16 protein-coding genes are annotated in these 19,392 nt (G+C 64.9%); 14 read left to right on the top strand and 2 right to left on the bottom strand.

Annotation, left to right across the window (positions count from 1 at the left end):
- The 12 genes from rqpR (at position 1) to BTO02_RS01435 (ending at position 13,017) form a co-directional block, all read left to right on the top strand.
- Entirely contained in the window at positions 1-657 is a 657-nt protein-coding gene (gene rqpR, locus BTO02_RS01490) for a response regulator transcription factor RqpR (RefSeq protein ID WP_075155512.1), read from the top strand.
- Between the two features lie 124 nt (positions 658-781).
- Positions 782-2,185: an amino acid permease gene (locus BTO02_RS01485; protein ID WP_075155511.1), complete on the top strand. Its 1,404-nt coding sequence runs from the start codon at positions 782-784 to the stop codon at positions 2,183-2,185.
- A 227-nt stretch (positions 2,186-2,412) separates the two neighbouring features.
- On the top strand, positions 2,413-2,940 hold the full coding sequence (locus BTO02_RS01480; RefSeq protein ID WP_075155510.1) for a (2Fe-2S)-binding protein: 528 nt from the start codon (positions 2,413-2,415) through the stop codon (positions 2,938-2,940).
- Between the two features lie 21 nt (positions 2,941-2,961).
- Positions 2,962-5,367 (top strand): xanthine dehydrogenase family protein molybdopterin-binding subunit, encoded by a 2,406-nt coding sequence (locus BTO02_RS01475; protein WP_075155509.1) that lies wholly within the window; start codon positions 2,962-2,964, stop codon positions 5,365-5,367.
- A 14-nt stretch (positions 5,368-5,381) separates the two neighbouring features.
- Positions 5,382-6,179: an FAD binding domain-containing protein gene (locus BTO02_RS01470; protein WP_075155508.1), complete on the top strand. Its 798-nt coding sequence runs from the start codon at positions 5,382-5,384 to the stop codon at positions 6,177-6,179.
- Positions 6,180-6,196: 17 nt separating this feature from the next.
- On the top strand, positions 6,197-7,084 hold the full coding sequence (locus tag BTO02_RS01465; protein WP_075155507.1) for an AAA family ATPase: 888 nt from the start codon (positions 6,197-6,199) through the stop codon (positions 7,082-7,084).
- A 6-nt stretch (positions 7,085-7,090) separates the two neighbouring features.
- On the top strand, positions 7,091-8,392 hold the full coding sequence (locus BTO02_RS01460) for a vWA domain-containing protein (RefSeq protein WP_075155506.1): 1,302 nt from the start codon (positions 7,091-7,093) through the stop codon (positions 8,390-8,392).
- Positions 8,383-8,979 (top strand): CoxG family protein, encoded by a 597-nt coding sequence (locus BTO02_RS01455; protein ID WP_075155505.1) that lies wholly within the window; start codon positions 8,383-8,385, stop codon positions 8,977-8,979. Before BTO02_RS01460 ends, BTO02_RS01455 begins: the two co-directional genes overlap by 10 nt.
- Positions 8,952-10,001, top strand: a complete 1,050-nt coding sequence (locus BTO02_RS01450) for an XdhC family protein (protein WP_075155504.1) — start codon at positions 8,952-8,954, stop codon at positions 9,999-10,001. Before BTO02_RS01455 ends, BTO02_RS01450 begins: the two co-directional genes overlap by 28 nt.
- Positions 10,002-10,207: 206 nt before the next feature.
- Positions 10,208-10,585, top strand: a complete 378-nt coding sequence (locus BTO02_RS01445; RefSeq protein WP_075155503.1) for a type II toxin-antitoxin system RelE/ParE family toxin — start codon at positions 10,208-10,210, stop codon at positions 10,583-10,585.
- Positions 10,566-10,886: a helix-turn-helix domain-containing protein gene (locus BTO02_RS01440; RefSeq protein WP_075155502.1), complete on the top strand. Its 321-nt coding sequence runs from the start codon at positions 10,566-10,568 to the stop codon at positions 10,884-10,886. Before BTO02_RS01445 ends, BTO02_RS01440 begins: the two co-directional genes overlap by 20 nt.
- Before the next feature lie 187 nt (positions 10,887-11,073).
- The gene (locus BTO02_RS01435; RefSeq protein ID WP_232243420.1) at positions 11,074-13,017 is read left to right on the top strand and encodes a DUF3857 domain-containing transglutaminase family protein; all 1,944 of its coding nucleotides are present in this window, start codon (positions 11,074-11,076) and stop codon (positions 13,015-13,017) included.
- Positions 13,018-13,089: 72 nt separating this feature from the next.
- On the opposite strand, the gene BTO02_RS01430 is transcribed toward BTO02_RS01435, so the two are convergent.
- Both BTO02_RS01430 and BTO02_RS01425 read right to left on the bottom strand, forming a co-directional pair.
- Entirely contained in the window at positions 13,090-14,112 is a 1,023-nt protein-coding gene (locus BTO02_RS01430) for a serine/threonine protein kinase (RefSeq protein WP_075158513.1), read from the bottom strand.
- Between the two features lie 129 nt (positions 14,113-14,241).
- The gene (locus tag BTO02_RS01425; RefSeq protein ID WP_075158512.1) at positions 14,242-14,454 is read right to left on the bottom strand and encodes a hypothetical protein; all 213 of its coding nucleotides are present in this window, start codon (positions 14,452-14,454) and stop codon (positions 14,242-14,244) included.
- Positions 14,455-14,908: 454 nt separating this feature from the next.
- On the opposite strand from BTO02_RS01425, the gene BTO02_RS01420 reads away from it, so the two are divergent.
- Both BTO02_RS01420 and BTO02_RS01415 read left to right on the top strand, forming a co-directional pair.
- Entirely contained in the window at positions 14,909-18,085 is a 3,177-nt protein-coding gene (locus BTO02_RS01420) for an efflux RND transporter permease subunit (protein WP_075155501.1), read from the top strand.
- A 46-nt stretch (positions 18,086-18,131) separates the two neighbouring features.
- Positions 18,132-19,391 (top strand): efflux RND transporter periplasmic adaptor subunit, encoded by a 1,260-nt coding sequence (locus tag BTO02_RS01415; RefSeq protein ID WP_075155500.1) that lies wholly within the window; start codon positions 18,132-18,134, stop codon positions 19,389-19,391.
- The last annotated feature ends 1 nt before the right edge of the window (position 19,392 follow it).

Here is a 19,392-nt window from a genome sequence, read left to right as displayed (position 1 = left end):
ATGAACCTGCGCATCCTCCTCGCCGAAGATCACGCCGTGGTTCGCCAGGGCGTACGCCAGTTGCTGCTCGACCGCGGCGTCGCCGCGGAAGTGGCGGAAGCCCAGACCGGGGCCGAAGCGCTGATGGAAGCGGGACGGCACTCGTACGACGTGATCCTGCTCGACATCTCGTTGCCGGACCTGAACGGCGTCGAAGTGCTCAAGCGCCTCAAGCGCAAGGTGCCGCGCGTGCCGGTGCTGATGTTCTCGATGTATCGCGAGGACCAGTACGCGGTCCGCGCACTCAAGGCGGGGGCGGCCGGCTATCTGTCGAAAACCGTCGACGCCACGCAGATGATCGCCGCGATCCAGCAGGTCGCCGCGGGCCGCAAATACGTGAGCCCGGCGATGGCCGAGGCGCTCGCGAACTACGTGTCGTTCGACGGCGAGCAGATGCCGCATGAAAAGCTGTCGGACCGCGAATACCAGACGCTTTGCATGCTCGCGTCGGGCAAACGGCTCACCGACATCGCGCACGCCCTGTCGCTATCGGTGAAGACGGTCAGCGTGTACCGCACACGGCTCCTCGAAAAAATGAAGCTGCACAACAATGCGGAACTCACGTTCTATGTGATGACGAACCGGCTCGTCGATCTGAACCCGGCCATGACGGCCTGACTTGCCGCCTGAGTTGCGGCCTGACTTTCAGCCTGACGGCTACCTTTCGGCGATCGGATAAAATCGAAGGTTTCCCGCACCCGGCGCGCGATGCACAACGCGCCGCTCATGAGACCTTCTGGCAATGTCTGTATTCCGAAAGAAAAACGTCGAACACATGATCGCCGGCGCGCAAGCCGCCGGCCTCAAGAAAGCGCTCGGCGCGCTCGATCTGACGTTTCTCGGCGTCGGCGCCATCATCGGCACCGGCATTTTCGTTCTCACCGGCACGGGCGCAGTACAGGCCGGTCCCGCGCTCACCATTTCGTTTGTTATCGCCGCCATCGCGTGCGGCTTCGCAGCGCTCGCCTACGCCGAATTCGCATCGACCATTCCGGTCGCCGGCTCGATTTACACGTACTCGTACGCGACGCTCGGCGAGCTCGCCGCGTGGATCATCGGCTGGGACCTGATGCTCGAATATGGGCTCGCGACGTCGGCGGTGTCGGTCGGCTGGTCCGGCTATCTGCAATCGCTGCTCGCGGGTTTCGGCATGTCATTGCCGGTTGCGCTGACCGCGGCACCCGGCGCGCTGCCGGGCCACGCCACGCTCTTCAACCTGCCCGCCTTCCTCGTGATGATGGCGATCACCACGCTACTGTCGGTCGGCGTACGCGAGTCGACGCGCGTCAATAATCTGATGGTTGCGATCAAGGTGACCGTCGTGCTGCTCGTGATTGCCGTCGGCGTATTTCACGTAACGCCGGCGAACTGGCAGCCGTTCATGCCGAACGGCTGGTCGGGCGTGTTCGGCGCGGCTGCCGTCATGTTCTTTGCGTTTATCGGCTTCGATTCGGTGTCGTCGGCGGCCGAGGAAGTCAAGAATCCGAAGCGCGACCTGCCGATCGGCATCATCGCGTCGCTCGTCGTTTGCGCGGTGCTCTACGTCGCGGTCGCCGCGATCGTGACCGGCATCGTGCCGTACGCGCAGTTCGCCCATATCTCGCATCCGGTTTCCTATGCATTGCAGGTAGCGGGGCAGCCGTGGGTGGCCGGCCTGATCGATCTCGGCGCCGTGCTCGGCATGCTGACCGTCATTCTCGTGATGGCGTACGGCCAGACGCGCGTGATCTTCGCGATGTCGCGCGACGGCCTGCTGCCTGCCGCGTTGTCGCGCGTGCATCCGCGCTTCGCGACGCCGTTTCTCACCACCTGGCTGTGCGGCATCTTCTTCGGCCTGATCGGTGCGCTCGTGCCGCTCGACGTGCTCGCCGAACTGATCAATATCGGCACGCTCGCCGCGTTCTCGATGGTCTCGATCGCGGTGCTGGTCCTGCGCCGCACGCACCCCGAACTGCCGCGAGCATTCCGCTGTCCCGGCGTGCCCGTCGTGCCGGTGCTCGCGGTCGCATCGTGCCTGTTCCTGATGGTGAATCTCGCGGGCGTCACGTGGATGGCGTTCGTCGTCTGGCTCGTGCTCGGCATGGCGATCTATTTCGGTTATTCGCGCCGGCGCTCGAAGCTCGCGCATGGTGTGCATCCGCACTGATCGCGCATGGTGTGCGTCCGCACTGATCGAGCATGGCCGCGCAGCAAGGCAATGCGCGGCCGCGACGATTTCCCCCGATAGCCGCCCCCGCCGATTTGTGCTTTACTGTCCGGCACAAATCACAAACAGCACCAACCGAGCCGGACCCTCACAGCAGGCAGGCGGTAGGTAGTGAACGTGGGCCCGAGCCGGTCTCTATCCCCGCACAAAAGCGAAGGAGACAGTTCATGACGATCAGCATCAGCCTGACGGTGAACGGCGCGCCCGTCACCGCTAACGTCGAGCCCAATACGCTACTTGTTCAATTTTTGCGCGATCAGCTGCGCCTGACCGGCACGCATATCGGCTGCGATACCGCACAGTGCGGCGCATGCACGATCCATCTGAACGGGCGCGCGATCAAGTCGTGCAATATGCTCGCCGTGCAGGCCGATAGCGCGGACATCACCACGATCGAAGGACTCTCCCCGAACGGCGAGCTGCATCCGATGCAAGCCGCGTTCAAGGAGTGCCACGGGCTCCAGTGCGGCTTCTGCACACCGGGCATGGTAATGAGCGCCGCCGCACTCGTTGCGACCCATCCGCAGCCCAGCGAAGCCGACGTGCGTGCACAGCTCGACGGCAACCTGTGCCGCTGTACGGGCTATCACAACATCGTCAAGGCGATCGTCGAGGGCGCGGCGGCCATGGCGTCGGACGCGGGTTCGGCACAAGCACACGCGCAAACGCAAACCGCCGCGAAGGCCACCGCCTGATCGATGCCGAGGAGCCCGACAATGAACGCACCCGAAACCCATCGCATCATTGGCGCTTCCGTCAAACGTAAGGAAGACGCCCGCTTCCTCACCGGCACCGGCCAGTACACGGACGACGTGGTCCTGCCCAATCAGTCGTACGCGGTGTTTCTGCGCTCGCCGCATGCGCATGCGCGCATCAAGCGCATCGACACGACGGCGGCGAAGCAGTCGCCGGGCGTCGTCGCGATCTTCACCGGCGCGGACCTCGCGGCGGACAACGTCGGCGGCCTGCCATGCGGCTGGCTGATCCACAGCATCGACGGCACGCCGATGCACGAGCCGCCGCATCCGGTGATCGCACATACGAAGGTCAGGCACGTCGGCGACCAGGTCGCGCTCGTGATCGCCGACTCGGTCAACGCGGCGAAAAATGCGCTCGAACTGATCGAAGTCGATTACGACGAACTGCCCGCGATCGTCGACACCGCACATGCAGCCGACGCGGGCCAACCCGCCGTGCACGACGAAGTGCCCAACAATACCTGCTTCACGTGGGGCCACGGCGACAAGGCTGCGACCGACGCCGCCTTCGCCAACGCCGCGCATGTGACGACCCTCGATATCGTCAATAACCGGCTCGTGCCGAACGCAATCGAGCCGCGCGCGGCGAACGCCGCCTGGTCGCCATACGACGACAGCTACACCGTCTACGTCGCGAATCAGAACCCGCACGTCGAACGGCTGCTGATGGCTGCGTTCGTCCTCGCGCTGCCCGAATCGAAGGTGCGCGTGATCGCACCGGACGTCGGCGGCGGTTTCGGCTCGAAGATCTTTCTGTATGCCGAAGACGTCGCCGTGACGTGGGCGTCGAAGAAGGTGCGGCGCCCCGTCAAATGGACCGCCGAGCGCTCCGAATCGTTCCTCTGCGATGCGCACGGCCGCGACCACGTCACGAAGGCCGAACTTGCGATGGACAAGGACGGCAAGTTCCTCGCGATGCGCGTGCACACGATCGCCAATATGGGCGCGTATCTGTCGACGTTCGCCTCGAGCGTACCGACCGTGCTGTACGCGACGCTGCTCGCGGGCCAGTACGCGACGCCCGCGATCTACGCGGAAGTCAAAGCGGTCTTCACGAACACGGTGCCCGTCGACGCGTATCGCGGCGCCGGGCGCCCCGAAGCGACTTACGTGGTCGAGCGGCTCGTCGAAAGCGCGGCGCGCGAACTCAACATTCACCCGGCCGAACTGCGCCGCCGCAACTTCATCCGTTCGTTCCCGTACGCGACGCCGGTCGGCCTCACCTACGATACCGGCGACTACGAAACGCTTCTGGCGCGCGCCATCGAACTGGCCGACGTCGAAGGCTTCGCTGCGCGCAGGCAGGCCTCGGAGCAGAAAGGCAAGCGGCGCGGCCTTGGCTACTCGTGCTACATCGAAGCGTGCGGACTCGCGCCGTCGAATGTCGCCGGCGCGCTCGGCGCGCGTGCGGGTCTGTTCGAAGCAGGCGAAATCCGCGTGCATCCGACCGGCTCCGTGACCGTGTTCACAGGCTCGCACAGCCACGGCCAGGGTCACGAGACGACTTTCGCGCAAGTGGTGGCGGACCGGCTCGGCGTGCCGATCGAAAACGTCGAGGTCGTGCATGGCGACACCGGGCGCATTCCGTTCGGCATGGGCACATACGGCTCGCGCTCGATTGCGGTCGGCGGCTCGGCGATCGTCAAGGCGCTCGACAAGATCGAAGCGAAAGCGAAGAAGATCGCCGCGCATCTGCTCGAGGCGTCGCCCGACGACATCGAGTTCAAGGACGGCACGTTCCGCGTGGCCGGCACCGATCGCACGAAAACCTTCACGGACATATCGCTCGCCGCCTACGTGCCGCACAACTATCCGCTCGACAAGCTCGAACCGGGCCTCGACGAAAGCGCGTTCTACGATCCGACCAACTTCACCTATCCGGCCGGCGCCTATATCTGCGAAGTCGAAGTCGACGTCGATACGGGCGAAACGCGCATCGAACGCTTCACCGCGATCGACGACTTCGGCAACGTGATCAACCCGATGATCGTCGAAGGACAGGTGCACGGCGGCCTCGGCCAGGGCATCGGCCAGGCGATGCTCGAGCGCTGCGTGTACGACACCGAAAGCGGCCAGCTGCTGTCGGGTTCGTATATGGACTACGCGATGCCGCATGCGTCCGATCTGCCGCAGTTCACGGTCGAAACCGCGAAAGGCACGCCGTGCACGCACAATCCGCTCGGCGTGAAAGGCTGCGGCGAAGCGGGCGCGATCGGCTCGCCGCCGGCGGTGATCAACGCGATCATCGATGCGCTCGCGCCGCTCGGCGTCACCGACCTGCAGATGCCGGCGACGCCGCATCGGATCTGGTCGGCGATGCAAGCCGCGGGAGCGTCGCAACGCACGTCGTCCAAACCGGCCTGAGCGGAGGAGCCCACATGTACACATTCGACTATCAACGTGCGGCCGATCCGAAGGCCGCGGTATCGGCGCTCGCCGCGGACGTCGACGCGAAGTTTCTGGCCGGCGGCCAAAGCCTGCTGCCGACCATGCGCCTGCGTCTCGCGCAGCCCTCGCAGCTGATCGACGTCACGCGCATTCCCGAGCTCAAGCAGATCCGCGCAGGCGACAGGACGCTGTCGATCGGCGCCGCCGTCTGTCACGCAGACGTCGCGGCGAACGAGGACGTGCGCCACGCGCTGCCCGCGCTTGCCGATCTCGCTGCGCACATCGGCGATCGTCAGGTGCGCGCGCTCGGCACGATCGGCGGCTCGCTCGCGAACGACGACCCGGCTGCCTGCTATCCGGCCGCCGTGCTCGGCCTCGACGCGACGGTCGTGACCGATCGCCGCCGCATCACGGCCGAAGACTTCTTCGTCGGCATGTACGAGACCGCGCTCGCCCCGGACGAACTGATCGTGTCGGTCGAATTTCCGTTCGCGGAGCGCGCCGCGTACGAGAAGTTCAGGAATCCGGCGTCGCATTTCGCGCTCGTCGGCGTGTTCGTCGCGAAGCAGGCAGGCGGCGTGCGCGTCGCGGTGACGGGCGCGGCGCCGTCGGTGTTTCGCGTGCCCGAGCTCGAACAGGCGCTATCGGCCGACTTCTCGCCGGCGGCGGCGCGCGCCGTGACGGTTTCGGCCGACGGCCTCAATACGGATCTGCACGCGAGCGCCGAATATCGCGCTCATCTGATTCCGATCCTCGCGGCGCGCGCGGTCGAACGCGCGAAGGCATAGCAGCGGGTCGACGCGGCATGCAACCCGCCTCCATCGACGACACGCTCGCGCGACTGACCGAACAGGACTACTTCGCGAGCCGCGAGCTTGCGACGGCGCTCTTTCTCGCCTTGCGGATGGAGCGGCCGCTGTTCGTCGAAGGCGAGCCCGGCGTCGGCAAGACCGAGCTCGCGAAGGCCGCGGCCGGCATGCTCGGCACGTCGCTGCTGCGGCTGCAGTGCTACGAAGGACTCGACACGGCCAGCGCGCTGTACGAGTGGGACTACCCGCGGCAGATCATGGCGCTGCGTGTCGCCGAAGCGTCCGGCGAGAAGCCCGGCAGCGACACGCTCTATCGCAGCGAATTCCTGCTCAAGCGCCCGCTGCTGCAGGCGCTGATGCCCGACGAACGGAACCCGGGCGCGCGCCGCGTGCTGCTGATCGATGAAATCGACCGCGCCGACGAGCCGTTCGAAGCGTTCCTGCTCGAACTGCTCTCGGACTTTCAGGTGTCGATTCCCGAGTACGGCACCGTGCGCGCGCAGCAGCGGCCGCTTGTCGTGATGACGTCGAACCGCACGCGCGAAGTGCACGATGCGTTGAAGCGGCGCTGTCTCTATCAATGGATCGGCTACCCGGAGCGCGAACGCGAACTCGCGATCGTCGCCGCGCGTGCGCCCGAAACGAGCGAAGCGCTGCAACGGCATGCGGTCGGCTTCGTGCATCAGTTGCGCGGGATGGATCTGTTCAAGGCGCCGGGCATCGCCGAAACGATCGACTGGTGCCGCGCGCTCAACGCGCTCTGCGTGACCGAGCTCGATCCACAATCGGTGCAGGATACGCTGGGCGTACTGCTCAAGTATCAGGACGATCTCGCGCGCATGGACGCGCAACAGATCGCCGAGTGCATCGCCGCGGCGGAGTGACGCGCGATGAACGCCACGCCGGATACCGACGAAGCACCGCACGCTTTTCCCGCATTCGCGCGCAACGTCGTGCATTTCGTGCGGCTGCTGCGCGCGGCTGGCCTGCCGATGTCGCCGGCACAGGCCGTCGACGCGCTCGACGCATTGCGCCACGTCGGACTCGCGCGCCGCGACGACGTGCAAGCCGCGCTGGCCGCACTGCTCGTGCGTGCGCCCGACGAACGCGAACTGTTCGACGCGGCGTTCGAGCTCTTCTGGCGCGATCCCGATTGGGCCGGCAAGATGCGCGCGCTGCTGCTGCCGAAAGTCGGCAACACGATCCCGCCGCCGAAGCGCAACAACCGCCTCGCCGACGCGCTCGCGGCGCGTCCGCCGGTCACGCGCAACGCGCCGCGCGCGCCGCGAATGGAACAGCACGAGTTGCACGCGCACGTCACCTTCAGCGCGGAAGAACGGCTGCGCCACCGCGACTTCGATACGCTGAGCGCCGACGAATGGCGCACGCTGCGCCATGTGATCCGCAGCCACCGGCTGCCGCTCGCGATGGAACCGACACGCCGCCTCAAAGCCGCATCGCGCGGCACGCATGCGGACCTGCGTGCGAGCGCGCGGCACGCGGTGCGGGCGGGCGGCGACTGGACCGTCTGGAAATATCGCGCGGCCGTCGAGCGCAAGCCGCCGCTCGTCCTGCTGCTCGATATCTCCGGTTCGATGAGCAGCTATTCGCGCGCGGTGCTGTACTTCTGCCACGCGCTGCTGCAGTCGCGCGAGCGCCTGCAGGTGTTCCTGTTCGGCACGCGGCTGACGAACGCGACGCGCGCGCTGCGCGAGCGCGACCCCGATGTGGCGATTGCGGCGCTCGCGGAGCAGGTGGTCGACTGGTCCGGCGGCACGCGCATCGGCGCGGCGCTGGCCGACTTCAACCGGCGCTGGGCACGACGCGTGCTGACCGGCAGGGCGACCGTGGTCTTCGTTACCGATGGCCTCGATCATGAAGCGATCGATCTGCTGGCCGCTGAAATGAGCCGCCTGCGGCGCTTCGCGCACCGCATCGTCTGGCTCAATCCGTTGCTGCGCTACAGCGAATTCGCGCCGAAAGCGCGCGGCGTGCAAGCGATCCTGCCGCATGTGGACGCGCACCGGCCGGTCCATAATCTCGACAGCCTCAGCGCGTTCGCCCGCGATCTCGCGCAGCTTGCGCCGCTTGCGCCCGCCACGCAGCCGGCCCATCGAGCGCTGCGGCCGGCCGCACCCGCCGACCTCGCCGCGCGAACCCCAAAACCCGCAGGAGACACACGATGGACCTGACCGAAACCCATAAGCTTCCCGTTTCGCAACAGCGCGCGTGGGAAGCGCTGAACGACACCGAGATCCTGCGCGCCTCGATACCGGGCTGCGAAAGTATCGACGCAGACGGCGAGAATGCGTACGCGATCTCGATGAGCGCATCGGTCGGTCCCGTTAAGGCGCGCTTCAAAGGGCGTATGCTGCTGACCGACATCGACGCGCCGCATACGTATACGATTGTGTTCGAGGGCCAGGGCGGCGCGGCGGGCTTCGGCAAAGGCCACGCACAGGTCACGCTCGAGCCGGACGGCGACGACGCCACCACGCTCGCGTACACGGCGAGTGCGCAGGTCGGCGGCAAGCTCGCGCAAATCGGCTCGCGGCTCGTCGATGGCGCCGCGCGCAAGATCGCGGGCGAATTTTTCAAGCGCTTCAGCGCGCAGGTAACGGGCGGCGGCGACGGCACGGCCAGCGACGCAAACGTCGATAGCAGCGCCGCACCTGAAGCGCAAAGCCCGGCAGAACAGACAGGCGCAACGGAATCCACCACCGAAGGCGCCGAACCGAAGAGGAAGAAATCATGGACAGCGTGGATCTCGAAGTCCTGAAATCCAGTGCACGCTGGCTCGACGAAGGTCACCGCGCGCTACTGGTCACGGTTGTCAGGACGTGGGGCTCGTCGCCGCGTCCCGAGGGCGCGATGCTCGCAGTACGCGACGATGGACTCGTGGTCGGCTCGGTATCGGGCGGCTGCATCGAAGACGATCTGATCGATCGCGTACGCCAACGCGGCATCGAACAGACCCACCCGGAAGCGGTGAAATACGGCATCAGCGCCGAAGAAGCACACCGCTTTGGCCTGCCGTGCGGCGGCACGATCCAGCTCGTGCTCGAACCGCTGAGCAAGCAAAGCGGCATCGCGGAATTGTGCCGGTCGGTGGAGGACGGCAAGCTCGTCGCGCGCACGCTCGATATGGCGAGCGGCGCGGTCCACTACGGCGCGGCGCAAGCAACGGACGGCGTCGATTTCGACGAGCGGCGCCTGCTCACGATCCATGGCCCGCGCTACCGGATGCTCGTGATCGGCGCCGGGCAGTTGTCGCGGTATCTCTGCAATATTGCGGTCGGCCTCGACTATCAGGTCACCGTCTGCGACCCGCGCGAAGAGTACACGGACGAGTGGAATGTGCCGGGCACGAAAATCGTGCGCACGATGCCGGACGACACCGTGCTCGAGATGAAGCTCGACGAGCGCTGCGCGGTGATCGCGCTCACGCACGATCCGAAGCTCGATGACCTCGCGCTGATGGAAGCGCTGAAAACGCCGGCATTCTACGTCGGCGCCCTGGGGTCGCGACGCAACAATGCGGCGCGCCGCGAGCGGCTCAAGGAATTCGATCTGACCGACACGGAACTCGCACGCCTGCACGGGCCGGTCGGCATCTATATCGGCAGCCGCACGCCGCCTGAGATCGCCGTCTCGATTCTCGCGGAAGTGACGGCGGCTAAAAACGGCGTGTCGCTGCCGACGCTGCTGCAGGTCGAAGGCGCGAAGGCCGCCCGCGAGATCGCCGCAAACGCGGGCACGGCCTGCGGTATTCCCGACGAAATCAGCGAGCGACGCGCGTAGCGAGCCTCGGTGTCCTGCGAGCGGCCGCACGGTGCCGCTCGCTGTCCGTTTGCATTTCCTCTGCTTTCCTTAGCGTTGGCCGTTTGGCCGACTGTCGCTACCGTCCCGATCTCCCTAGCATGACCTCTGTGTCGCGGTACTGCCGCGCCCTGACATTCCGGCAACTTATTCCATTGACGGAATATTCTTTGGAGGTTATATTGCTCATGAACTGGGACGTCGAATACACCAGCGCTTTCGGTGACTGGTGGGAAGTTTTGAACGAGTCCGAACAGGAGTCGGTCGCGGCATCGGTGCGGCTGCTTGAAGAATACGGTCCGTATTTGCGATATCCGCATTCGAGTCATATCCACGGCTCGCGTTGCGGCCACATGCGAGAGTTGCGGGTGCAGCACGAGGGGCAGCCGTATCGGGTGCTGTACGCGTTCGACCCGTCGCGCATTGCCATCTTGCTGCTCGGTGGCAACAAGGGCGGTGACGACCGCTGGTATCAGCGGAACGTCCCGCGCGCAGACACGCTTTACGGCGAGCATATCGAGCAATTGAAAGAGGAGGAAACGGTATATGGTCAAGAAGTTCACTGAACTGCGGGCAGGAATGTCGCCCGAGTCCCGGGCTCGCTCCGAAGAGAAAGCCCGCCGTCTGATGGCGGAAATGGCGCTGCACGAACTGCGCCGGGCTCGCGGCATGTCTCAGGAAGACCTGGCCCTTGTGCTGCATGTGAAGCAGCCGAGCATTGCGAAGTTCGAGCAACGCGCGGACACCTATGTGTCCACGTTGCGCGATCACATTCGCGGCCTCGGCGGCGAGCTGGAAATCATCGCAGTCTTTCCCGAAGGGGACGTGAAGATCACCAACTTCGAAGTGGTGGAAAGCGACGCATAGCAATTGGCGCGATGCATGCCGGTTTGTACGGCGCTCCGGCATGCATCGCGCTCATGCGCAGTCGCGCTGTTCAGTCTATTTCTACGCTTAATCCGACATCGTGCGCGTGCCCCACCTCATGCGTTCTCTTGTGCCCGTCTTCATCGCGGCTGCGTGCTGGTCCGGCCACGTCAGTGCTGCAAGCACCGTGGCAACCGACATTCCGGCCATCGCAAACGACCCGGCGCCCGCTTCTACCGTCAGCCCGGCTCGTCCTGTCGAACCATACGTGAACGAACAGGAAACGCAAACTTTCACTGTCAACGCGGACGGCTCGTTCACGAAGCTCGACGACATGACGTTGCGCGTGAACACCGAGGCCGGCGTCGCGCGTGTGGCGCAGCACTACATCTGGTTCAATCGCAATATGGCGAAGGTCGACGTGATCGAGGCATATACGACCAGTGCCGATGGCGTGCGGCATGACGTGCAGCCCGACGAGATTCGCAACGTACAGGAAGCGCGTTCGTTCGACGCGCCGATGTTCCAGGACATCCTCGAAAAAGTCATCGTGTTTCCCGCCGTGGAACCCGGTGCACGCATTCATTTGAAGTACCGGAAAACACAGCAGGTCCCGATCGTGCCCGGCCATTTCAGCGATTTCACGCCGCCCGATCTCGCGCCGACGCACAACTTCCGCCTTATCTACGATTTGCCCGCCGATATGCCGCTCTACGCGGACGCGCGCGGTTTCAGCGCAGCGGCGCCCGTGACGCAGAACGGCCGCACGCGCTACGAGTTCCGCTACGACAAGGCGCGCTTCGGGCGCCTCGAATACGGTTCGATCTCGTACGTGAGCTATGGCGACCGGCTCATGGTGTCGACGTATCGCGACTATGCGGCGTTTGCGGAGACGTACAAGGCATCGGCGGTCGACCCGAGCGTATCGGACCCGGCAATCGTCCGTCTCGCGCGCACGCTGACCGAAGCCGACAGCACGCCGCGGGAGAAAGCGAAAACGCTCTACGACTGGGTGCGCAAGAACATCCGCTACGTCGCGGTCAACGTCGGGCGCGGCGCGGTCGTGCCGCATCGCGCGGCCGAGATTCTCGCGTTGCGCTACGGCGACTGCAAGGATCACGTCGCGCTTTACGGCGCGCTGCTCGGCGCCGTCGGCATCCGCAACGAACCCGCGTTGATCAACAGCGGTACGGTCTATTCATTGCCGTCGGTGCCCGGATTCGGCGTGTTGAATCACGTCATCACCTATCTGCCCGACCTGCAGATGTACGCGGATTCCACCGCGCCGAACGTCGAGTTCGGCTATCTGCCGTCAACCGACATGGACCGGCCGACCGTCCTCGTCGACGAGGGCGTGCTCGGCCACACGCCGGCCACCGCATCGATGGCGCGCAGCAGCGACCTCACGATCACCGTCGCGCCGGACGGCTCCGCGAACTTCGTCTACCGCTTGCAGGCAACGGGCTGGGCCGCCGAGCAGGGCCGCGCGATGCTGCGGCTGCAAACGCCCGCGCAGCGCGAAGAAGCGATTCAGGGCGAGTTGCGCGCGGCCAACCTGACCGGCAACGCGATGCTCTCGACGAACGCGCTCGATGCGTCCGCAGGCCCGCTGATCGTCACGATGAAGGGCACACTCGAAGATTTCGTGCTGCCGGGCGCGGCCGCATCGATTCCCGCCTTGACGAGCTTCGTCGGCGGCTTCCAGTCGGATGCGCGCTACTGGCTCGGCGAACGGCAGCGCACGCAACCGTTTGTCTGCCGTAACGTCGAGTTGCACGAGCGCGCGCGCATCGTGCTGCCGGCGAATTTCCGCGTGCTCGATATGCCGGAGGCCGCGCGTGCCGAAGACCGCTTTATCGATTTCCGCTCGACATATCAGTACGATCCGAAAACCAACGTCGTGACGATGGCACGCGACGGCAGCACACGGTTCAGCAGCGAAGTGTGCTCGCCGGATGAGTTTGCGCAAATGCGCGCGGGCATCGAAACGATCGGGCGCGACGTGCGCGCCCAGGTGATCGTCAGATCGACGCTACCCGGTGTGGCGCGCGATGGCGCGAGTGCAAGTACGGAAAGGAGCGCGAACGGTGCGTCCCGGTCCACACAGAAAGTCATTGCTGAAACGCCGTAAGCGGGTCCGTCAACCCCATAGACGCTTCGCGCGAATCCATCGATCACCGAGGCCAACGCGCTCAAACCACCATCAAACGGGCCACAGCGGTCCTTCCTGCATCGCACCGATCTGTTCACGCAACTCGAGAATGCGATCTTCCCAATAACGCTGCGTGTTGAACCATGGAAACGCGACCGGAAACGCGGGGTCGTCCCAGCGCCGCGCGAGCCATGCCGAATAGTGAATGAGTCGCAGCGTGCGAAGCGCCTCGATCAGGTGCAGCTCGCGTGGCTCGAATTCGCAGAAGTCCTCGTAACCGGCCAGCAGATCCGTCAATGCGCGCGAAGCATCGCCGCGTTCGCCCGGCAGCAGCAGCCACAAATCCTGCACCGCGGGCCCCATGCGGCTGTCGTCGAAATCGACGAAATGCGGGCCTCGATCGGTCCACAGCACGTTGCTCGGATGGCAGTCGCCGTGCATGCGCAACGCTGCGATGTCGCCCGCGCGCTCGAACGCGTGTTCGACGCCTTCGAGCGCGAGATTCACGACCGTGAGCCACGCCTCGCGCAGGTCGCCAGGCACGAAGTCTTGCGCTAGAAGAAAATCGCGCGACTCGTAGCCGAACGTGCCGATGTCGAGCGTCGGCCGCTCCGTATAGCGCTGCGTTCGGCCCACTGCGTGAATGCGCCCGATGAAGCGCCCGAGCCATTCGAGCGTGTCGCGCTGCTCGAGTTCGGGCGCGCGGCCGCCGCGCCGCTCGAACAGCGCGAAGCGGAAGCCTTCGAACGCATGCAGCGTGCGGCCTTCGAACGCGCGCGCCGGCACCGCGGGAATTTCCCGCGCGGCGAGTTCGGCAACGAACGCATGTTCTTCGAGAATCGCCGCATCGGACCAGCGCTGCGGCCGATAGAACTTCGCGACGATAGGCGCGCCGTCTTCGACGCCGATCTGATAGACGCGGTTCTCATAGCTGTTGAGCGGCAGCATGCGTCCGTCGGTACGCGCGCCGGCGCCTGCCAGCACGCTGTCGATCGCGTCGAGCACGCGTTCCGGCGTAAGCCGGGCGAAGGGGACGGCGGCGCCGTCCCCGATGTCCTCAGTGTCTTCGTTCATGCCGGCATTGTGCGCCGTGCCGCCGTCAAAGACGAGCGTTTGCGGTGCAGCATGCAGGCCTGAGAGACGCGAAGACGCACTGAGGCGCACCGGGACGCGCTCGCGTCCCGCTGAAAACCGCGTCGTGATTCAGTGCAGCGGCGCGCCTGCCGGACGCACGAGTTCGCCGGTGTCGATCAGATCTTCAAGGAAAAAGGGTTCCGTATTGAGCTGCTGCGTCGTGCCGGGCTCACCCGCGTACCACGCCACCATGGCCATGTCGCCCAGAATGCGCATGACGATCCCGCGTGCGCCCGCAGGCACAGCGATATGAACGGATCGGACAATAGAACCGACTTGCATGATATTTCCCCGTTCTGCGTCTGCCGGCTTGGGAGGATTGCGCCGGTCAATGTGACGATTGAAAAACGTCGCTTCGACAGAAAAAGTTGCGCGCGCACCGATCGATAACGGCAGCGACACACGCATGACTACCACGCCATTGTTACCACATCGAGTGCCGCGGCGATAGCGGAAAAAGCGGCACATATCACGTTGTTTCTGTCGATTTGACTTACGAAACGCTAACTGTAACGTGCAGTAAACAGCCCATCATAAACCGTTCGGCGACGAACCCTCCAAATTGGACATGTAGACTACGATACGCGTTATATTCCTGTCGCGCGCGACACTCACCATTCTGGTTTCAACGGGTTTCCGGCCCGGTTTTGGTCGGGTTTCGCTCGTCACGCATGCGCACACGCCCGCTGCTTCGGCGGCGCCGTCCCCCTTCGGCCCTCATCGGACCGCACCGTACATGTGGATTGTTCGCCTCGCGCTGCGGCGCCCATACACGTTTGTCGTTTTGGCCCTGCTGCTGCTGATCGTCGGGCCGCTCACGATCCTGCGCACTCCGACAGATATCTTCCCGAACATCGATATTCCGGTGCTATCGGTCATCTGGACCTTCCAGGGTTTGCCGGCCGACGAGATGGAAAAACGCGTCGTGCTCAACTACGAGCGCGGCCTGTCGACGGCGGTCAACGATATCGAGCACATCGAATCGACTTCGCTGTACGGCGTAGCGGTGGTCAAGATCTTCTTCCAGCCGCACGCGAACATTCAGGAAGCGCTCGCACAAGTCACGGCACTCTCGCAATCGCAATTGCGCTCGTTGCCGCCCAGCATCACGCCGCCATTCATCCTGCGCTACAACGCATCGACGGTGCCGATCCTGCGGCTTGCACTGTCGTCGCCGTCGCTGACCGAGCAGGAACTGTACGACTTCGGCAATAACTTCCTGAAGACGCAGCTCGCGACGGTGCCCGGTGCGTCGGTGCCGCTGCCGTATGGCGGCAAGCAGCGCCAGATCATGATCGACATCGATACGCGCAAGCTGCAGGAGCGCAATCTGTCGCCGACCGACGTCGTGAACGCGATCACCGCGCAAAACCTGATCGTGCCGACCGGCACCGCGAAAATCGGCTCGACCGAATACGCGGTGGAAATGAACGCGAGCCCCGATTCGCTCGCAGGCCTGAACAACATTCCGGTCAAGACCACCGCGAATGGCACGATCTATATTCGCGACGTCGCGCACGTGCGCGACGGCTTCCAGCCGCAGACCAACATCGTGCGCGTGAACGGCCAGCGCGCATCGCTGCTCACCATCAACAAGAGCGGCAATACGTCGACGCTCGAGATCGTCAACGACATCAAGAACATGATGCCGACGCTGCGCAATCTCGTGCCCGCGTCGCTGAAAATCGATCCCGTCGCAGACCAGTCGCTGTTCGTGCGCGCCTCCGTGCAGGGCGTGCTGCGCGAAGCGCTGATCGCCGCCTGCCTGACGGGCCTCATGATCCTGCTCTTTCTCGGCAACTGGCGCGCCACGCTGATCATCGCGGTGTCGATTCCGCTTTCGATGATCACGTCGATCATCGCGTTATCGGCGCTCGGCGAGACGATCAACATCATGACGCTCGGTGGCCTCGCGCTCGCAGTCGGCATCCTGGTCGACGATGCGACGGTCGCGATCGAAAACATCAGCCATCAGCTCGAGCAGGGCAAGAATCTCGAACAGGCGATTCTCGACGGCGCACACCAGATCGCCGTGCCGACGCTCGTGTCGACGCTGTCGATCTGTATCGTGTTCGTGCCGATGTTCCTGCTTTCCGGCGTCGCGCACTATCTGTTCATTCCGCTCGCCGAAGCGGTCGTGTTCGCGATGCTCGCGTCGTACTTCTTCTCGCGTACGCTCGTCCCGACGCTCGCGAAGTATCTGCTGCGCCATCACCATCAGGCAGGCAGTTCGCATCACACGCCAACGCGCAATCCGTTCATGCGCGTGCATTACGCGTTCGAACGCGGCTTTGCGAGCCTGCGCGAGCGCTATCGCCGGTTCCTCGTCGCGCGCGTGGCCAAACCCGGCCTGTTTTCGGCCGGCTTTCTCGTCTGCTGCCTGCTGTCGCTGCTGTTGATCCCGTTTCTCGGACGCGACTTTTTCCCGTCGGTCGACGCGGGCACGATCGCACTGCATCTGCGCGCGAAAACGGGCACGCGCGTCGAGGAAACCGCGGTCATCACCGATCGCGTCGATTCAAGGATTCGCCAGCTGATTCCGCCCGGCGAACTGCATTCGATCATCGACAACATCGGCCTGCCGGTATCGGGTATCAACCTGTCGTACAGCAACACCGGCACGATCGGCACCTCGGATGCGGACGTGCTGATCACGCTCAACGAAGACCATCATCCGACCGCCGACTACGTGCGCACACTGCGGCGCACGCTCACGGACGAATTCCCCGGCGTTCAGTTCTCGTTCCTGCCCGCCGATATCGTGAGTCAGACGCTGAACTTCGGCATGCCGTCGCCGATCGACATCCAGGTGGTCGGACGCAACGTGCAGGCGAACCGGGTCTACGCAGCCACGCTGCTGAGCAGGCTGCGCAGCGTGCCGGGACTCGCCGATGCGCGCATCCAGCAGCCGGCGGACCTGCCGCGCATCTTTATCGACGTCGACCGCACGCGCGCACAGCAGGCGGGCTTCACGCAAAGCGACGTCGCGCGCAACCTGCTGATCACGCTGTCGGGCAGCCAGCAGACGACGCCGACGTTCTGGCTCAATCCGCGCAACGGCGTGAGCTACAACGTGATCACCGAAGCGCCGCAGTACACGATGGACTCGCTGCAGTCGCTCGCCAATATTCCGCTCAACGCGAACGGCCATACGAACATTCTCGGCGCGCTCTCGACGATGCACCGCGAAGCCGGCAACGCGGTGCTCACGCACTACAACGCGCAAACCACGATCGATATCTACGGTACGGCCGACGGCCGCGATCTCGGCGCCGTTTCCGACGACATCAACAGGATCATCGAGGAATCGAAGGCCGATCTGCCGCAGACATCGACGGTCAGGGTACGCGGCCAGGTGCAGACGATGAACGACTCGTTCAGCGGCCTGTTCGCCGGCCTGATCTTTGCGATCGTGCTCGTGTACCTGTTGATTGTCGTGAACTTCCAGTCATGGCTCGATCCGTTCATCATCATCACCGCGCTGCCCGGTGCGCTCGCCGGCATCGTCTGGATACTGTTCCTCACCCATACGACGCTGTCGATTCCAGCGCTGACGGGCGCGATCATGTGTATCGGCATTGCGACCGCGAACTCGATTCTCGTGGTCAGCTTCGCGCGCGAACAGTTGCTCGAGCACGGCGACCCGGTGCGCGCGGCGATCGAAGCGGGCTTCACGCGTTTCCGCCCGGTGCTGATGACGGCGCTGGCGATGGTGATCGGCATGGTGCCGATGGCGATCGGCCTCGGCGAAGGCGGCGAACAGAACGCGCCGCTTGGCCGCGCGGTGATCGGCGGCCTCGCGATCGGCACGCTCGCCACGCTCGTATTCGTGCCGGTGCTGTTCTCGATGATTTACCGGCGGCTTGCCGACCGGCGGCATAAAGCCGCCGAACATGTCGTGCAGAGACCGTAGTGCCAGCAAGCGCGTTGAGCGCGAGGTCGTTCGATATGGAGCGTTGATGGAAGGGAAGCCACTTGATGAATCCGCGGTCGGCCGCGGCGCCCCGCCCGCGGCAGCCACGAAGCGCGGACGCTGGATTGCGGTGCTCGCGGTCGTCGTCGTGCTGGCGCTGGCGGCGCAGGGCATCTGGTCGCGCCGCGAAGCGCATGCGACGCTCGAGCGCGAGGCCGCGCACACGGCACAGCTCAGCGTCGAGGTCGTGCATCCGCAAAAGTCGAATGCCGCGCTCGACCTCGTGCTGCCCGGCAACGTGCAGGCTTACCTCGATACGCCGATCTACGCGCGCACGAACGGCTACCTGAAGAAGTGGTACGCCGATATCGGCAGTCACGTGAAGGCCGGACAGCTGCTCGCCGAGATCGATACGCCGGAAGTGGACGACCAGCTGCGCGCGGCGCGCGCCGATGTCACCAATGCGCAGGCGAACTACGAGCTCGCGAAAACGACCGCCGACCGCTGGACCGACATGCTGAAGAACAAGTCGGTATCGAAGCAGGAAACCGACGAGAAGGTCGGCGACATGCTCGCGAAGAAAGGCACGCTCGATGCGGCGCGTTTCAACGTCGCGCGGCTCGAAAAGACGCAGTCGTTCCAGAAGGTCTATGCGCCGTTCGACGGCATCGTGACCGCGCGCAATGTGGACGTCGGCGCGCTGATCGATGCGGGCAGTTCGGGCGGCCCCGCGAAGGAACTGTTCCACGTCGCGCAGGCGGACCGGCTGCGCGTCTACGTGAATGTGCCGCAAGCGTACTCGCAGCAGATTCACGCGAACGAAGCCGCTTATCTGACGCTGACCGAAACGCCGGGCAAGCACTATCTAGGTACCGTCGCACGCACGTCGGGCGCCGTCGATCCGACGCAGCGCACGATGCTTGTGGAAGTCGCAGTCGACAATCGCAACGGCGCGCTGCTGCCGGGCGCCTATGCGCAAGTGCATTTCGCGCTGAGCGCGCAAGGCGCGCCGTACACGCTGCCCGGCAACGCGCTGCTGTTCCGTCCGAACGGCGTGAACGTCGCGACCGTCGACAACCAGCAACGCGTGAAGCTCGTCAAGGTGCAGCTCGGCACCGACTACGGCACGCGCGTCGCGATTGCGTCGGGCCTCACGGGCGGCGAACGGGTCATTCTGAATCCGCAGGATTCGATCGCCGATGGTGCGCCGGTACGCATCGTGCAAACGAAGGCGGGTGCGGCGCAGCCCGCCAGCGGCGCGAGCGCGGCAAGCGGCTCCGCGAACGCGCAAGCGGCGGCAGGGTAGT

The sequence above is a fragment of the Paraburkholderia sp. SOS3 genome (assembly GCF_001922345.1).
Classification (GTDB): Bacteria; Pseudomonadota; Gammaproteobacteria; order Burkholderiales; family Burkholderiaceae; genus Paraburkholderia.
The sequence above is the reverse complement of the archived record's forward strand: the minus strand, read 5'-3'. Positions and strand labels throughout refer to the sequence as shown.

What these genes read in the sequence shown, in the direction of transcription:
- rqpR (WP_075155512.1), top strand. Translation starts at nt 1, where the DNA reads ATGAACCTGCGCATCCTCCTCGCCGAAGATCACGCCGTGGTTCGCCAG.
- BTO02_RS01485 (WP_075155511.1), top strand. Translation starts at nt 782, where the DNA reads ATGTCTGTATTCCGAAAGAAAAACGTCGAACACATGATCGCCGGCGCG.
- BTO02_RS01480 (WP_075155510.1), top strand. Translation starts at nt 2,413, where the DNA reads ATGACGATCAGCATCAGCCTGACGGTGAACGGCGCGCCCGTCACCGCT.
- BTO02_RS01475 (WP_075155509.1), top strand. Translation starts at nt 2,962, where the DNA reads ATGAACGCACCCGAAACCCATCGCATCATTGGCGCTTCCGTCAAACGT.
- BTO02_RS01470 (WP_075155508.1), top strand. Translation starts at nt 5,382, where the DNA reads ATGTACACATTCGACTATCAACGTGCGGCCGATCCGAAGGCCGCGGTA.
- BTO02_RS01465 (WP_075155507.1), top strand. Translation starts at nt 6,197, where the DNA reads ATGCAACCCGCCTCCATCGACGACACGCTCGCGCGACTGACCGAACAG.
- BTO02_RS01460 (WP_075155506.1), top strand. Translation starts at nt 7,091, where the DNA reads ATGAACGCCACGCCGGATACCGACGAAGCACCGCACGCTTTTCCCGCA.
- BTO02_RS01455 (WP_075155505.1), top strand. Translation starts at nt 8,383, where the DNA reads ATGGACCTGACCGAAACCCATAAGCTTCCCGTTTCGCAACAGCGCGCG.
- BTO02_RS01450 (WP_075155504.1), top strand. Translation starts at nt 8,952, where the DNA reads ATGGACAGCGTGGATCTCGAAGTCCTGAAATCCAGTGCACGCTGGCTC.
- BTO02_RS01445 (WP_075155503.1), top strand. Translation starts at nt 10,208, where the DNA reads ATGAACTGGGACGTCGAATACACCAGCGCTTTCGGTGACTGGTGGGAA.
- BTO02_RS01440 (WP_075155502.1), top strand. Translation starts at nt 10,566, where the DNA reads ATGGTCAAGAAGTTCACTGAACTGCGGGCAGGAATGTCGCCCGAGTCC.
- BTO02_RS01430 (WP_075158513.1), bottom strand. Translation starts at nt 14,112, where the DNA reads ATGAACGAAGACACTGAGGACATCGGGGACGGCGCCGCCGTCCCCTTC.
- BTO02_RS01425 (WP_075158512.1), bottom strand. Translation starts at nt 14,454, where the DNA reads ATGCAAGTCGGTTCTATTGTCCGATCCGTTCATATCGCTGTGCCTGCG.
- BTO02_RS01420 (WP_075155501.1), top strand. Translation starts at nt 14,909, where the DNA reads ATGTGGATTGTTCGCCTCGCGCTGCGGCGCCCATACACGTTTGTCGTT.
- BTO02_RS01415 (WP_075155500.1), top strand. Translation starts at nt 18,132, where the DNA reads ATGGAAGGGAAGCCACTTGATGAATCCGCGGTCGGCCGCGGCGCCCCG.